We start from the raw sequence: 16,582 nt of genomic DNA, 5'->3' as shown, positions 1-16,582 counted from the left end.
ATTCCCAGGATCAGGGCACCTATGACCAGCATATGGATACGCGCCAGCCGGCTACTTTCCCGGCTGACTGCTTTCTGCCGAAGTGGCAAATACCGCCCACTCAAGTTCGCTCATGAGCAAATTCTTCGCTCCGAGCTTTTCAACGCAGATCAGATGGCTAGTCACGGTATCGCTCTTGCCGGACAGCATCAGCTCAGCGAATTGTACGTACGAGACTCTCTGCTAGGCAGGCTGGATGACAACGAAGTCCTCCTCAGCAGTAGCTGCACTGCGCTGATACAGGCATCGCCGACCAGTCGACGCATTACGCCGGCCGCCGAGTGGCTTTTGGACAATTACTTTCTCATTGAAGATCACATTCGTACCGCCAGGACGCACCTGCCCAAAGGCTACAGCCGAGAGTTGCCGCGCCTGATCAATGGCCCGTCGACCGGCCTGCCCAGGGTGTATGACATTGCACTGGAGACAATCTCTCATGGTGACGGTCGGTTCGACGAACACAGCCTCAGACGTTTTATAGTCGCCTATCAAACGGTGATGCCACTCTCTCTTGGCGAGCTCTGGGCAGTCCCGATCATGCTGCGTCTGGCCTTGATCGAAAACCTACGCAGGGTCGCGTCACGCGTTATGGCTAACTGGGACGACGGAAATCTGGCCGATGACTGGGCCGAGCGACTGATTGAGATATCCGAACGCGACGTGAAAAGTGTGGTACTGACCGTCGCCGATATGGCTCACTCGGCGCCGCCTCTGACGGCCGCTTTCGTCGCCGAGTTCGCCCGTCGCCTGCAGGGCCAAAGCGCTGCGTTAGCGCTGCCGCTGAACTGGATCGAGCAAACACTCGTTGAGACCGGCTCGAGCATTGAACGTCAAGTGCAGCTCGACACTCGGCAACAGTCTGCCGATCAGGTTTCAATCAGCAACAGCATTGCAAGCTTGCGGCTGTTGTCTGCCACCAACTGGCGGGAATTCGTCGAGTCGATGAGCCTGGTTGAGCAGACATTGAAGAATGATCCGGCGGCTGTTTATCCATTCATGGACTTCGACACTCGCGACAGCTATCGGCACGTGATCGAGCGGCTCGCCAGGCGTAGCCAGCACTCGGAAATCCAGGTTGCAGACATTGTCGTCAAGCTTTCGGGAGAGCAGAACGCCTTAACGTCCGACAGCTTGTTAGCCAGCCATGTAGGCTATTTCCTGATTGGCGCGGGCATTGGCATTCTTGAGCAAAGGCTCAAGGCCCATGTGCCACTTCACGAACGCTGGAAGCGCCTTGTTCAACGTTCGCCATTGATGTTTTACCTCGCCCCGGCAGGGTCGCTTACTGTGATTTTCGCCCTGCCAATGCTTGCGTCCGCGGGCCGCGATGGTCTGTCTTTCACCGAATTGCTGGTGTTGGCTGTGCCTTGTCTGATCATGACCAGTCAGTTGGCTTTCAGTCTGATCAATTGGTTGGTGACGTTCAGCCTGTTGCCCACGATGTTGCCAAAGATGGACTACGCCAATGGAGTTCCAGATGAAGCTCGCACCCTTGTAGCTATTCCAACGCTCATTGCCTCCCGTGCCGACGTCGAAGATCTCGTTGAGGGGCTGGAGGTGAGGTTCCTGGCCAATCGTGACAGCAATCTGTTTTTCGCATTGCTGACTGACTTCTGCGATGCACCGGAAGAGGTGCAGGTGCAAGACGCCGACTTGCTCGCACACGCTTCACAGGCGATCAGCCTGCTCAATCGCAAATACGCCGAAGGTTCGATCGACCGTTTTTTCCTCCTGCATCGACCACGGTGCTGGAATCCAGGGGAACAGGTATGGATGGGATATGAGCGCAAACGAGGCAAGCTGAACGACCTCAATGCGTTGCTCCGCGGACGAGACGCTAGTCGTTTCACGACTGTGGTTGGCGACACGCGATCACTGCAAACGGTGCGTTACGTGTTGACCCTCGATACTGACACCCAGTTGCCTCAAGACGTAGCCCGCCAGTGTGTGGCGGCCATGATGCACCCGTTGAATTGGCCGGTATTCGATACCCGAAAAGAAAAAATCATATCGGGCCATGCTCTTTTACAACCTCGGGTAGGCATCAGCCTGACCAGCACCCCGCGTTCCATCTATTCGCGTCTGCTTGGCACCGGAGGTGGTGTCGACCCCTATACCCGCGCTGTATCGGATATCTATCAGGATCTGTTCCATCAAGGATCGTTCATTGGCAAAGGTATTTATGACGTTGACGCCTTTACTTGCGCCCTGAAAGACTGCCTGCCGGATAATCAGATTCTCAGCCACGATTTGATCGAGGGTTGTTATGCCCGTTCAGGTCTGCTGAGCGATGTGCAGTTGTACGAACAATATCCCTCGGGATACAGCGCCGACGTCAAACGTCGACATCGCTGGATCCGGGGTGACTGGCAGCTGATACCGTGGATTCTGCCGTGGACGCGCAATGCGCGAGGTGAATGGGCGCGTAACCGTCTGGATGTCATGGCGCTCTGGAAGATTCTCGACAATCTACGTCGCAGCCTGGAGCCACTGGCGCTGCTGGTGATGTTGGCATGGGGCTGGTTTGCCAGTAGCGAACCTTTGGCCTGGACACTGGCAGTGATCGGATTGCTGGTTTTGCAACCACTACTCAGAACGCTCGCCGACGTTCTGCAACCCCCGCTGAACGTGCCCTACCGGCAGTATCTTGCGGCGCTTTTTGGCGGGCTGGCGCAAGACCTGGCCCAAGTCGGCGCGACCATCGCCTGGTTGCCGTTTGAGATGTACTACAGCGCTGGCGCGATTGCGCGTTCGCTTTGGAGGATTATTTTCAGCAGACGCTTGCTCTTGCAATGGAAACCTTCCCGCGAGGTAGAGCGCAACTCGGCAAATCGGCTTACCGGGTACTATCGCGAGATGTGGATCGGTCCCCTTTTCGCCCTGATCTCGCTAACCGTGCTAGTAACGGATCCCATCAGACTGGTCATTGCTACCCCCCTCCTGCTGTCATGGCTGGCCGGACCCTGGATGGCGTGGCGTTTTAGCGCAGCGCCCAAGCGCTCGCTGTTTAAACCGTCGATAGAGGCGCTGCGTTTCCTGCGTGTGCTGACCCGCAGGACATGGGCGTTCTTCGATGAATTCGTTGGCCCGCAGGACAACTGGTTGCCACCGGACAATATTCAGGAAGAACCGAAACCGGCCATTGCCCACCGCACCTCGCCTACCAATATGGGCATGGCATTGCTCGCAAACCTGGCAGCTCACGACTTTGGTTATCTGAGTACCGAGCGACTGTTGCGACGGTTATCGGCATCACTGGACAGCATGAACAGGCTGGAACGCCACCAGCAGCATTTCTACAACTGGTACGACACACAGACGCTGGAACCGCTGAGGCCGCATTATATTTCGACCGTTGACAGCGGCAATCTGGCCGGGCTGCTGCTGACATTGCGCGCGGGCCTTGTGCAAATCACCCACGCCCCCCTTTTTGGTCTTTCAATCGTCGATGGCCTGCGCGATACCTTGGACGCCCTGGTTGAAAATCAACAGGTGTATGGCGAATCGGGTCAGTTGTACTCACTCCTCGACAGCGCATCCAGACATCTCGACGCCAACTCACTGCTGGACATGCTGCAGACAGTCCGCGCCATTGTGCCGACGCCGCAGGTGGAGGCCGAGGGAGACAGCAGTTATTGGCAAAGTGCACTTATTGAACAATGCAGCGACTGGATTGAAGCGCTGGAACGCTTTCGGTTACCCGCGCCCGCCATCGGTCGCGAACCGCGGAGACAATCTCTACGGGACTTGGCACATCTGAACGACGCGGACTGGCCAGTCGAGCATCACGTTCGCGTTGAAACGGTACGCGCCGCGGCAATCGAGTCCAGCCGCGGCCTTGACCGGCTGATCAACCTGACCGCCGCGCTCGCGCAAATGGACTTCTCGCTGCTCTATGACAACAAACGCGATTTGTTTGTCATCGGCTACAACGCCGAAGAGCGCCGGCTGGACACCGGCTATTACGATCTGCTGGCGTCCGAAGTGCGCCTGACGAACTTCGTGGTCATTGCACAAGGCCAGATTCCGCAACGGGCGTGGTTTACGCTGGGTCGATTGTTTGGGGAACACGAGGGTGTTCCGACCTTGATGTCCTGGTCAGGCTCAATGTTCGAATACCTCATGCCCATGCTAGTCATGCCGAACTATGACGGCAGTCTGCTCGATCAAGGCTGCCATGTCGCCGTGGCCGTTCAAATCGAACAGGGACATCGTCTTGGTCTTCCCTGGGGAGTGTCGGAGTCCGGTTACTACACCCTGGATGCGCATTTCAACTACCAATATCGCGCCTTTGGCGTGCAGGCGCTCGGCCTTAAGCGCGGCCTTGGCGATGACATCGTCGTAGCGCCTTACGCCAGTGCGCTGGCGTTGATGGTGGACGCCGAGGCTGCCTGCAAGAACCTGCAGCGTCTGGCTCGGGAGGGAGCGGCTGGCCGCTATGGGCTTTACGAAGCCATCGATTACACCGAAGCGCGTCTGCCTCGGGGTCAGCGTTTCGCATTGGTGCAGTCATTCATGGCACACCATCAGGGGATGAGCCTGTTGGCCCTGACCAGCGTATTGCTCGACCAACCGATGCAAAGGCGATTCGAATCCGACCCCGCGTTGCAGTCTGCCCTGCTGTTGCTCCAGGAACGGGTGCCCAAAGCAGCAGCGCCTTACCTGCAGGCAGCGCAGTCGTCCGCCTTGGTTGACGCCGGTCAGAGCCAGGATAATGACCTTCGGATATTCGCCCATCCCGGGCTTAAACGCCCCGCCGTTCAGTTGCTCTCCAACGGTAACTATCATGTGATGCTGAGCAGTGGAGGTGGTGGCTATAGCCGACGTAACGATATGGCGGTGACCCGTTGGCACGAAGACATTACCCAGGATAACTGGGGCACGTTCTGTTACTTGAGAGACGTCGATACCGGCGTGTTCTGGTCGGCAGCATTCCAACCCACGCTGCGCCGGACAGAAAGCCACGAAGCGATTTTCAGTGATGCGCGTGCAGAGTTCCGCACTCGGGAGCTGGACTTCGATACGCACATGGAAATCGTTGTCTCGCCGGAAGACAACATCGAGCTCCGCCGATTGCACATCACTAATTGCGGGTCATCGGCAAAAAGTCTGGAGATCACTACCTATGCAGAAGTGGTGCTGGCCGGACCAGACACCGACGCAATGCACCCTGCTTTCAGCAAGCTGTTCGTGCAATCAGAGTTGCTGTTGCCTCTACAGGCGATTGTCTGCAGTCGCCGCCCACGGGCCAGCGATGAGCCTACACCGTGGATGTGCCATTTGTTGGCGGCCCATGATGTCGATATTGAAGACATTTCGTACGAAACCGACCGCGCCCGTTTCATCGGCCGCGGGCGAAAGCTCGAGTCGCCGGCCGCCCTGGATGCCGGATGCAAACAGCTCTCGGGCACCGCAGGGCCGGTACTTGATCCCATTGTCGCAATTCGCTGTCGTGTCACCTTGCAACCAGGACAGCAAGCGACTATCGATCTGGTGACCGGCGCGGCGACCAGCCGCGACCATTGTCTATCTCTCATCAATAAATACCGCGACCGGCATCTGGCTGATCGGGTCTTCGATTTGTCCTGGACCCACAGCCAGGTACTGCTGCGCCAGCTAAACGCTTCGCACGCAGACGCCCGTCTATTTGAACAAATGGCCTCTTCGCTGCTTTACGCGAACGCAGCAGTACGCGCCGACAGTGCCGTGCTGATTGATAATCGGCGCAACCAACAGGGGTTATGGGGACAGTCCATTTCCGGCGACCGACCAATCGTACTTCTGAAGATAAAAAGTCTGGATAACATCGAACTGGTCCGGAAGATGATTCAGGCACACGCGTATTGGCGCCAGAAAGGCCTGGTGGTGGACCTTTTGGTTTGGAACGAAGACCCGACCGGTTACCGCCAACAACTGCAAGACGCGATCATGGGCCTGGTAACTTCCGGTAGCGAAGCCACGCTGGTGGATCGTTCCGGAGGGATTTTCGTTCGTACAGCCCAACAGATGTCAAACGAGGATCGCACATTGATCCTGTCGGTCGCGCGGTTGGTACTTAGCGAAGGACTCGGTTCCCTGGCCGAGCAAATACACCGTCGGCGCGTGGTACCGGTGTACGCGCCCTTCGTCGCGACTCGTCAATACGTGCCAATACCCACGCCATTCAAACCACTCTCCCTGCCGTTGTCGCTCAGCAATGCCTACGGCGGGTTCAGCGAAGATGGCAGCGAATATGTGATCAACTCGAACGCTACCCGCCCCACGCCAGCCCCTTGGGTCAATGTCATCGCCAATGCACAATTGGGCACCGTCGTGTCTGACACCGGTAGTGCCTACACCTGGGCGGAAAATGCGCATGAGTTCCGGCTTACACCTTGGCACAACGATCCGATTATTGACCCCAGCGGCGAGGTTATTTACCTGCGCGATGAGGAAACAGGGCACTTCTGGTCGGCTACACCAAAGCCCTGTCCGGGTACTGGCAGCTATCAAACACGTCACGGTTTTGGTTACAGCGTGTTCGAACATGAGGAGGATGGCATCCAGACCGAACTGTGGGTTTTCGTGGCAACCGACGCCCCGATCAAATTCTCGCGGTTGATTGTACGCAACGTGTCCGGTCGAAATCGAAAGTTGACGGTGACCGGTTACGTGGAATGGGTGCTGGGCGATCTGCGCAGCAAGTCAGCGATGCACGTGGTCACCCAGTCGGATCCTGTGAGTGGTGCGTTTTTCGCTCGTAATGCCTATTCGATCGAGTTCAACGAGCGCGTGGCGTTCTTTGATACGGATGGAAGTGACCACAGCATCAGCGGCGATCGTACCGAGTTCATCGGCCGCAACGGCAGCCTGGAATCGCCATCAGCAATGCAACATGCCGGGCTGTCGGGGCGCATCGGAGCAGGTCTGGATCCTTGCGCCGCGATTCAGGTAACGGTGGCGCTCGCGGACGGTGAAAGTACGGAAGTGGTTCTACGCATGGGCGCAGAAAAAAGCGTTCCCGCGGCCACCCAACTTGTGCAACGTTACAGAGGGGTACAGGTCGCCGCCGCGGAGTTGCAAAAAGTTCGAGAGCACTGGCGCTCGCTGCTATCGGTGATCCAGGTCCAGACACCGGCAGCGAGTTTCGATGTGATGGTCAACGGCTGGCTGATGTATCAGGTCATCGCCTGCCGCTTCCTGGCCCGCAGTGGTTATTACCAGTCCGGTGGAGCAATAGGGTTCCGGGATCAGCTACAAGACAGCATGGCCATGATCCATGCAGATCCGGCAACGGTGCGTTCGCATTTGCTTTTGTGCGCAAGTCATCAATATCAGGAGGGAGATGTGCAGCACTGGTGGCACCCACCACTGAATCGCGGCGTGCGCACAGCCTGCTCCGACGACTTTCTTTGGCTGGTGGCAGCCACAAGCCGTTATGTGGAAATTACCGATGATCTGTCTGTGCTGGACGAACCCGCGGGGTATCTGGAGGGGCGCGCACTGAATACCGGTGAAGAGTCCTACTACGACCTGCCGGGCGTGTCGGATTTGCGCGAGCCGCTTTATCAGCACTGCATGCGAGCTATCGAACACAGCCTGCGACGGGGTATGCACGGACTGCCGTTGATCGGCAGCGGCGACTGGAACGATGGCATGAATCGCGTGGGCTATCTCGGCCGCGGTGAAAGTGTCTGGTTAGGGTTTTTCGGGTGTCATGTGCTCAAGCGCTTCGCCCTTATCGCTGCGCGGTACGGCGATGATGATTTTGCGCGACGCTGTGATGAAAATGCCATCCTGCTGCGCGATAGTCTGGAAAAAGAGGCCTGGGACGGCGCTTGGTACCGCCGCGCCTGGTTTGATGACGAACAGCCACTGGGTTCGTCTATCAACGATGAATGCCGCATTGATTCCATCGCCCAGAGCTGGTCCGTGCTGTCTGGGGGCGGTTCGGCAACACGACAGCGCTTGGCAATGCGAGCGCTGGACCAGTATCTGGTCAAGCCCGAGATCCGCGCGATTCTGCTGCTCGATCCGCCGTTCGACAAAGGCGAGCTGGATCCGGGCTATATCAAAGGCTACGTGCCAGGGGTACGCGAGAACGGTGGACAATACACCCACGCTGCGGTGTGGGCGGCGATGGCGTTTGCTCAATTGGGTGACTCTGTGAAGGCTTGGGAGCTACTGAGCCTGATCAACCCCGCCGCCCCCCTCAATAATGCGAGGATTGACACCTACAAAGTCGAGCCCTATGTGATGGCCGCTGATGTTTATGGCACTGCACCCCACGCCGGACGCGGGGGTTGGACGTGGTACACGGGCTCCGCAGGATGGATGTATCGCCTGGGAGTTGAATCTCTGCTCGGTCTGCAACGCAACGGCAACACGCTCAGGCTAGAGCCATTGATCCCTGAGGACTGGCCGGGTTTTACGCTGACTTATCGATTCGGACTGACGGAGTACCATTTCGAAGCGCGCCAGGGGACCACGGATACAACTTCAATGACACTTGATGGTCATCCCCTGGAAGGAGGTGCGGTGGTGCTCATCGATGATGGTGTCGAGCACCGGATTCTCGTCGATTGCCGTAAGCCCCTGCCAAGGCCGCTGGAGCTTAAATATGTGCAAGCAGTCGACGATTAAACGTTGATTCCCTGCCTCCGGAGACACAGGTGTACCCTGAGTCGGCGTACTAGTCCTCTGTCAGGGAGCTTGATTATGTCTGCCTCGCCGCAGCCCATCCAAAACCACCTACTTGCAGCGCTCGCCAGCCAGGAACTCAAGCGTCTCACTCCGCACTTGGAATGGGTCGTCCTGGAACTGGGTGAGGTGCTTTACGAACCCGGAGACACCCTGCGTCACGTGTACTTCCCAACCGACTCCATCGTTTCTCTACTGCACGTTACGGAAAGCGGCGCTTCGGCGGAAATCGCCGTGGTTGGCAACGAAGGCCTTGTTGGTATTGCCGTGTTCATGGGTGGCGAGAGCACATCGAGTCGCGCCGTGGTCCAGAGTGCCGGCAATGCGTTTCGTCTGCCCGGTCAAAAGCTCAAGGAGGAATTCGATCGCCACGGCGATCTGCTGTTGCTTATGCTGCGTTACACCCAAGCGTTGATTACGCAAATGTCGCAGACCGCCTTGTGTAATCGCCATCATTCGATTGATCAGCAACTATGTCGCTGGCTGCTGTTGTCACTCGATCGTTTGCAAGGCAATCAGTTGAATATGACTCAGGAACTGATCGCAAACATGCTTGGCGTACGACGGGAAGGTGTCACGGAAGCTGCGGGCAAGTTGCAGCGTCAAAGCGTCATCGAGTACAGCCGTGGCCATATTAAAGTCCTCAATCGCCCGCAACTGGAGTTGCTCAGCTGTGAATGCTATTCGGTAGTGAAGACCGAAACTGACCGGCTATTGCACTACACCCGACGCCAGGACAACTGATCACCGATTCTGAATGCCCAACTCGGGTTGCCTTCCGTCCCGCCTCAACGTGCGGCACCGCACAGACCCATCGGGTAGTTCCGCGCACAGTGACCATGGCCACGTCGAGAACCTGGTCTGCCCCTTCCCCACGCGCCGAGCATTCGATCGGTACTACGAAAGGACCGTCCCATGTTACGAAGCTTGCAGGACCTTGAGGGCTTCACTATCGGCGCGACCGACGGTGATATTGGCGAAGTGAAAGACTTTTATTTCGATGACGAGGCTTGGGTCATCCGATACCTCGTTATCGATACCGGCTCCTGGCTTTCCAGGCGAAACGTTCTGATCTCACCACTTTCAATTCGCCACCCCGATTGGTCGTCGCATCGCCTGCCCGTTACGGTCAACAGCGAACACATCAAAAACAGCCCGGGAATAGACTTCGATCAACCAACATCTCGCCAGCACGAGATGCGATACCTCACCTACTACGGTTACCCCTGTTACTGGGGTGGCGCAGATAGCTGGATGCCCGACATATATCCTCGAGGTGACGGACTGGCACCGGGCGGCATCGGAGTACCACATGCTCGAAAAGAACGTACGAGTGCGCAACCCCATGAAAATGACGGTCTCCGTTTACGCAGTTGCAAGGCTATCATCGGCTATCACATTAAAGCCATTGATGGTGAGATAGGTCACGTCGAGACCCTGTTGATCAACGAAGACAGTTGGGCGGTTCAGTATCTTGTGGTCAACACAAGCAATTGGTGGTTGGGACACAGGGTGTTGATTGCACCTGAATGGATCGACGAGGTGTCGTGGCGGGATCACACCGTTTCTTTAGACCTTAAGCGTGCCACGATCAGGACGTCGCCTCATTATGAGTCGTCTGAGCAGTTAAACCGTGAGCGGGAGGCGACATTGTATGACCATTACGAGCGCATCGGTTATTGGCACATCGAGGCAGTCATTGAGCGGCTGGAGTGAGTTCACGTCCATTGCATCGGCTTATAGTAATACTCGCCACATCAGCTCCAACTTGATCTAGATCAGATTGCCCGCTACGCACTTCCCCATACTTCTGTATTCATAGGGAGAAGTGCAATGCCGACGAAGCACCGTAAGCTCATCGCATCGGGATTGGTGATCCTCGTCCTGATGCTGGCCGGCAGTGCGTTCGGCTTTTGGCGTTGGAGTCACCCGTCACTGCCTGAGCAATTCTACGCCGCCAATGGTCGGCTGGAAGCCACCGAAGTTCAGATCGCCAGCAAAAACCCTGGACGCCTCGCACAAGTGCTGGTGCACGAGGGGGACAAGGTCATCACCGGACAACTGCTGGCGGTGATGGACACCCGGACCCTTGAAGCGAAACTGCAACAAGCACTGGCAGGAGTTTCAGGCGCGCGTCAGAACGTTGCAGTGGCTCAAGCCAATGTTCAGCTTCGCCAGAGTGAACAACGGTTGGCAGAACAGGAGCTCAAACGCGCACGATTAATGTTCGATCGTGGCTACTACAGCGCTCAACTTTTCGACCAGCAAAAAGCGCGATACAACACCAGCAGTGCGGCCGTACGGTCAGCCCAAGCTCAAGTACTCGCCTTGATTGCCGGGATTGGTGAGGCTGTGGCGCAAGCCGCGAGCCTGCAAAGTGAGATCGACGACGGCAGCTTACGCGCCCCCATCAATGGTTCAATCCAGCTACGCATGGCCGAACCCGGCGAAGTACTCGGCGCTGGTGGGCAAGTGTTCGTGCTGATCGATCTCCACGACCAATACATGAATCTGTACCTGCCTGCCGCCACGGCAGGCAAGTTGACGCTGGGCGATGAAGCGAAAATCGTCCTGGATGCCCTCCCCGGCCAACAGCTTTCGGCGCGTATCACCTTTATCGAAGATAAATCTCAATTCACGCCAAAAGAGGTCGAGACTCGTGACGAACGTCAGAAGCTGGTGTTCCGGGTCAAGGCTCGTCTGATCAGCCCCACCGACACACCGCAGGCAAAACCCGGGATGCCTGGTGTTGGTTATGTGCGTACTACGTCCGTTGCCTGGCCGGCGCAGCTTCTATGACAGACGCGGTAAAGATAATCCGCCTGAATCACACGTATGCCACCCAACGCGCGCTGATCGATATCAACCTCGAACTGCCGCCCGGCACTCGCTGCGGTCTGATCGGACCAGACGGCGCAGGCAAGTCAACGCTACTGGGGTTGATTGCCGGGGTTAAAAAGTTGCAAGCCGGCGAACTGTCGGTGTTGGGAGGCATGATCGATGATGCGGCCCATCGCAGCACTTTGTATTCGCGGATCGCGTTTATGCCTCAGGGACTTGGTAATAATCTTTATCCGGACCTGAGCATCGCCGAAAACGTTCGCTATTTTGCCGCCCTGTTCGGCCTGGAGGGACCAGGCACCGAGAAGCGTCTGACGGGCCTACTGTCAGCTACCGATCTGGAGCGCTTCAAAGACCGCCCGGCAGGTAAGCTATCCGGGGGTATGAAGCAAAAGCTGGGCCTGTGCTGTGCCTTGATTCACCAACCCGATCTTTTGATTCTCGATGAGCCAACAACGGGCGTCGACCCGCTATCACGCCGGCATTTCTGGGAGCTGATAGATGAGGTGCGCGCACTGCGACCTCAGTTGACGGTGCTGGTGGCAACGGCCTACATGGAAGAAGCGGAGCAGTTCGAAAACTGCCTGATGCTCGATCAAGGAAAAGTGATCGCATCGGGGCTCAGCGCAGAGCTGGCAGCGATCACGCCCAGCGGCAAGCTTGACGATGCCTTTACTCATTTTCAGGGAGGTACAAAAAAGGCCTGGCAGGCATCGCCCGTAAACACCGATGAGAATCTCGGCGCCAAGCAGGTCGCGATAGAAGCGACAGGGTTGACCCTGCGCTTTGGAGACTTCACCGCTGTCGACGATGTCAGCTTTTCCATCGCCAAAGGTGAGATTTTCGGTTTTCTGGGCTCGAACGGTTGTGGCAAAACCTCGACCATGAAGGTCCTTACCGGTTTGATTCCTGCGACCCAGGGCAAAGCCATGCTGTTGGGCAAGCCCGTGGACGCCACGGATCTGGATACTCGCAAGCGAGTGGGTTTCATGTCCCAGAGTTACTCGTTATACGGTGAATTGACCGTGCGCCAGAACCTTGATCTGCATGCACGACTGTACGACATGCCCAAGGCTGCGAGTACCGAACGCATCGACGCACTGCTGGCCCGCTTCGATCTGTCAGGCGTTGCCATGCAGTTCTCGGGCGCGCTGCCGCTGGGTGTACGTCAGCGGCTGTCACTGGCCGTTGCGGTACTGCACAGTCCCGAGGTTCTGATTCTCGACGAGCCCACATCGGGTGTGGATCCGGTAGCCCGAGACGCGTTCTGGACCTTGCTTACCGAACTGTCACGCGATGAGGGCGTGACGATATTTCTGTCCACGCACTTCATGAATGAAGCGCAGCGCTGCGACCGGATTTCATTCATGCACGCTGGCAGAGTGCTGGCGTGTGGCACCCCGGCGCAACTGCAAAAGCAATATGCAGCCAAGACCCTTGAGTTGGCATTTATCGCTTGTCTTGAACAGGCGCAGACTCCAGGCAAAAACCCGCAGGCCAGTGACAAAGCGTTCACCCGCGACGACGTTCCAATCAGCCCTCCCAAGCGCTTTCGTCTGCGTCGCCTGCTGGCTGTTGCAAGCAAAGAGGCGCGTGAACTGATGCGTGATCGGGTCCGCCTCGCGTTCGCATTCCTGGGAGCGGTGTTCATGATGATCATTTTCGGATTCGGGATTTCGCTGGATGTCGAAAACCTGGCCTTCGCGGCCTACGATCAAGATCAGTCGCCACAAAGTCGAGCCTACCTTGAGGCGTTCCGTGGCTCTCGCTATTTTTCAGAACATGCGCCCATTCACGATCCCGTCGAGTTACAGCAGCGCCTGCAACGCTCGGAGATCAAACTGGCGCTGGAGATCCCTCCGGGGTTCGGTCGGGATCTGTATGCCGGGCGCAAACCGACAGTCGCCGCATGGCTGGAAGGCGGCATGCCGTTTCGCGCTGAAACCAGTCGCAACTATGTGGAATCGGTACACGCAGAAAACCTGGAACGACTAGCCTCGTTGAACAGCCAGGCACACACCTCGCAGCCGTTGGCGAACATGCAAATTCGCTTTCGTTACAACCAGGATGTGGTCAGCGTCAATGCGATCGGGCCTGGCGTGATGGCGCTGATTCTGGCGTTCATCCCGGCCATGCTGACGGCATTGGGCATTGTTCGGGAGAAGGAACTGGGTTCAATCACCAATTTCTACGCCACCCCTCTTTCTCGCCTGGAATTCCTGCTAGGGAAGCAAATGCCCTATGTCGTGGTCAGCCTGGCCAACCTGTGCTTACTGACCGGGATGAATCGATGGTTGTTTGAGGTGCCATTCAAAGGAAGTCTGCTCACGCTCGCCCTCGGCGGTTTTTTGTACGTGCTGGCGACAACCAGTCTCGGCTTGTTGATCTCTGCCTTCACGCGAACACAAATCGCCGCCATCCTCGGCACGATGATCATTACCAGCTTGCCGACTGTTCAGTTTTCCGGATTGATCGTACCGCGCTCATCGTTGGAGGGGGCCGCTGCGATGATGGGTGCACTGTTTCCTGCCGGCTACTTCCTGGACATCGCCGTTGGCACCTTCACCAAGGCACTGGACCTGCGTCAGCTCTGGCCGCAGTGCCTTGCCTTGCTAGGTTTTTTTCTTGTCTTTAGCGGCGTCAGTCTGCTGATGCTGAAAAAGCAGGAGGCATGATGAACAAACCTGCGCACATATTCGCGCTGGCACTCAAGGAACTCACCAGCCTGCGCCATGATCGGGTACTGCTGTTGTTTCTCGCGTACGCCTTCAGCGTGGCGATTTACATGCCAGCCGCAGGTTCAGTCATTGGTGTTCATCACGCCAGTGTGGCAATTGTGGATGAAGACCACAGCTATTTGTCACGCCAACTACCGGCCGCCCTACTGACGCCAGAATTTCAGGCACCTGTGCCGCTGCGCTACGATCAGCTCGATGCATCGATGGACAGTGGACGATACACGTTCATCATCGATATTCCGCCGCACTTTCAAACCGATTTCAACGCAGGGCGCAGTCCAACCCTGCAAATCAATGTAGATGCCACGGCGATGAGCCAGGCGTTTATGGGCGCCGGTTACATCGGGCGCATATTTGGGAGGGAGTTGCTGGAGTATCGCACCCGGGACAACGATGCAGTCCAACTGCCCATCACGCTGGTGACGCATTCACTGTTCAATCCTAATCTGGACGGAGGCTGGTTTCTGGCGGTGATTCAGATCGTCAACAACATCACCATACTGGCCATCATACTCACAGGCACCGCTCTACTGCGGGAGCGCGAGCATGGAACGCTCGACCATTTGCTGGTCCTGCCGCTAACCCCCTTTGAAATCATGCTGTCGAAAATCGGCAGTAATGCTCTGGTCGTGGTTGGCTGCACCTGGTTGTCGCTGGAGGGTATCGTGAGGTTCGCGTTGGGCGTGCCCCTGACCGGCTCAGTAGTGTTGTTCCTGTCAGCCACCGCGCTGTATTTGTTTGCCGCCAATTCGCTGGGGATCTTCCTCGCGACACTGGCCCGTTCAACCCCGCAATTCGGGCTGCTGGCAATCCCCGTAATCATCCCGATGCTGTTGCTTTCAGGCGGCAGTACACCGCTGGAAAGCATGCCCGACTGGCTGCAGTGGGTAATGCAGATGTCCCCGTCTACCCACTTCGTCAGCCTCAGCACGGCCATTTTGTTCCGCAATGCCGGCTTCAGTCTGGTCTGGCCGAATTTACTTGCCTTGACAGCGATAGGTTCGGTTTTTTTTGGTATCACACTGCTGAGATTCCGATCCAGCTTGTCTTCTTAATGACGTTCCCAACGGGTCGATCGTCGCCTCCCCGATAGAAAACAATCGGCAGAAGCTGTCGAATAGGTTGGTAACGGTCCTTCGCGACAGGCACCGATCGGCCAAAAGCTGACAGTTGCGAAGGACCGACCCAAGGCGGCCCAAAGCCAAGCAGCAAATGGGGCAGATTCATTCAATCTGATCGTCAGCTAAGGTCAAGCAAGGTAGCGGCGATTATCCATTGATCAGCCACTCCCTTTAGCCCGCTGCTGCAGGAAGAAAACGATCAGTCAGCAACGGGAAAAACGCTAACTGGACGGCACCGCAGATGAACATACGCGCGCCCTGCCCGCGTTCTTCGCTGCGTAGAGTTGCTTGTCCGCAGCGTCTATCAAAGACTCGAATCCTAGTTCGCCAGTGGGCGTCAATGTTGCGACACCTAGAGAGATAGTCACCACACGATCGACATCAGAAGCAGCATGCTCGATGCCCAACGCTCTGACACGCTTTTGCATTTTTTCTGCAATGTCGACTGCTCCAGTAAGAGGTGTATTGGGCAGAACGCAGGCGAACTCTTCACCCCCATACCGAGCGATCAGGTCATAGGGGCGTCTAACCGTTTCAGCTAACGCTTGGGCAACAGATTTCAAGCAGCCATCTCCAGCCTGGTGCCCGTATCGGTCGTTGTAGCGTTTGAAAAAGTCGACATCTACCAAAATGAGCGATAGCGGCTTTTGTTCTCGAAAGCACAAACGCCAATCTGCCGAGATGTCCTCATTGAATTTGCGTCGATTGGCCACTCCAGTAAGACCATCTATCAACGCCATGGAACGCAGCAGATCGCTCTGTAGTTTCAGGGTTAGATGTGTTCGCACACGTGCCCTGACAATGGTGGTATTTATGGGTTTGCTGATGAAGTCCACCGCGCCAAGCTCCAGACCTAGCACCTCATCTGACTCCTGCTGCTGTGCGGTAATGAAGATGATTGGGATACCTTGGGTTGCAGGGTCGGACTTGAGTCGACGGCATACTTCATGCCCGTCCATATCCTCCATGACCACGTCCAGCAGAATCAAATCGGGTAGTTGGGTCTGACATACGCTGATTGCCTGCTCACCGCTGGTGGCCATGAACACATCACAGTCCTCACGAAACAGCTCATGAAGTACCCGGATATTAGTTGGTTGGTCGTCGACGATAAGCAGTTTTGGACGGTTGAAGGAATGCGGCAACCAGGTTTCCATCGACTGT

At 56.7% G+C, this 16,582-nt stretch carries 7 protein-coding genes; 6 read left to right on the top strand and 1 reads right to left on the bottom strand.

The window, feature by feature from the left end; translation table 11 throughout:
• Positions 1-21: 21 nt before the first annotated feature.
• The 6 genes from NK667_RS10820 to NK667_RS10795 all read left to right on the top strand — a co-directional run bounded on the left by NK667_RS10820 (position 22) and on the right by NK667_RS10795 (position 15,352).
• Entirely contained in the window at positions 22-8,661 is an 8,640-nt protein-coding gene (locus NK667_RS10820; RefSeq protein WP_054614689.1) for a glycoside hydrolase family 94 protein, read from the top strand.
• Positions 8,662-8,736: 75 nt separating this feature from the next.
• Positions 8,737-9,462: a Crp/Fnr family transcriptional regulator gene (locus tag NK667_RS10815; RefSeq protein ID WP_054614688.1), complete on the top strand. Its 726-nt coding sequence runs from the start codon at positions 8,737-8,739 to the stop codon at positions 9,460-9,462.
• Positions 9,463-9,633: 171 nt separating this feature from the next.
• A complete protein-coding gene (locus NK667_RS10810; RefSeq protein ID WP_054614687.1) occupies positions 9,634-10,434 on the top strand; it encodes a PRC-barrel domain-containing protein in 801 nt (266 codons plus the stop codon).
• A gap of 117 nt (positions 10,435-10,551) precedes the next feature.
• A complete protein-coding gene (locus NK667_RS10805; RefSeq protein ID WP_054614686.1) occupies positions 10,552-11,517 on the top strand; it encodes an HlyD family secretion protein in 966 nt (321 codons plus the stop codon).
• Entirely contained in the window at positions 11,514-14,234 is a 2,721-nt protein-coding gene (rbbA, locus tag NK667_RS10800) for a ribosome-associated ATPase/putative transporter RbbA (protein ID WP_054614685.1), read from the top strand. Before NK667_RS10805 ends, rbbA begins: the two co-directional genes overlap by 4 nt.
• A complete protein-coding gene (locus NK667_RS10795; protein WP_083471302.1) occupies positions 14,234-15,352 on the top strand; it encodes an ABC transporter permease in 1,119 nt (372 codons plus the stop codon). Before rbbA ends, NK667_RS10795 begins: the two co-directional genes overlap by 1 nt.
• A gap of 287 nt (positions 15,353-15,639) precedes the next feature.
• On the opposite strand, the gene NK667_RS10790 is transcribed toward NK667_RS10795, so the two are convergent.
• A complete protein-coding gene (locus NK667_RS10790) occupies positions 15,640-16,575 on the bottom strand; it encodes a diguanylate cyclase (protein WP_054616244.1) in 936 nt (311 codons plus the stop codon).
• Positions 16,576-16,582: the final 7 nt, after the last annotated feature.

It is taken from the genome of Pseudomonas nunensis, from assembly GCF_024296925.1.
GTDB classification, from domain to species: Bacteria; Pseudomonadota; Gammaproteobacteria; order Pseudomonadales; family Pseudomonadaceae; genus Aquipseudomonas; species Aquipseudomonas nunensis.
Note: the sequence above shows the minus strand (reverse complement) of the source record. Positions and strands in the feature narration are given on the sequence as shown.

Excerpts from the sequence above, each read along its gene's own strand:
- rbbA (WP_054614685.1), top strand. The coding sequence starts at position 11,514 with ATGACAGACGCGGTAAAGATAATCCGCCTGAATCACACGTATGCCACC.
- NK667_RS10820 (WP_054614689.1), top strand. The coding sequence starts at position 22 with ATGACCAGCATATGGATACGCGCCAGCCGGCTACTTTCCCGGCTGACT.
- NK667_RS10790 (WP_054616244.1), bottom strand. The coding sequence starts at position 16,575 with ATGGAAACCTGGTTGCCGCATTCCTTCAACCGTCCAAAACTGCTTATC.
- NK667_RS10815 (WP_054614688.1), top strand. The coding sequence starts at position 8,737 with ATGTCTGCCTCGCCGCAGCCCATCCAAAACCACCTACTTGCAGCGCTC.
- NK667_RS10810 (WP_054614687.1), top strand. The coding sequence starts at position 9,634 with ATGTTACGAAGCTTGCAGGACCTTGAGGGCTTCACTATCGGCGCGACC.
- NK667_RS10795 (WP_083471302.1), top strand. The coding sequence starts at position 14,234 with ATGAACAAACCTGCGCACATATTCGCGCTGGCACTCAAGGAACTCACC.
- NK667_RS10805 (WP_054614686.1), top strand. The coding sequence starts at position 10,552 with ATGCCGACGAAGCACCGTAAGCTCATCGCATCGGGATTGGTGATCCTC.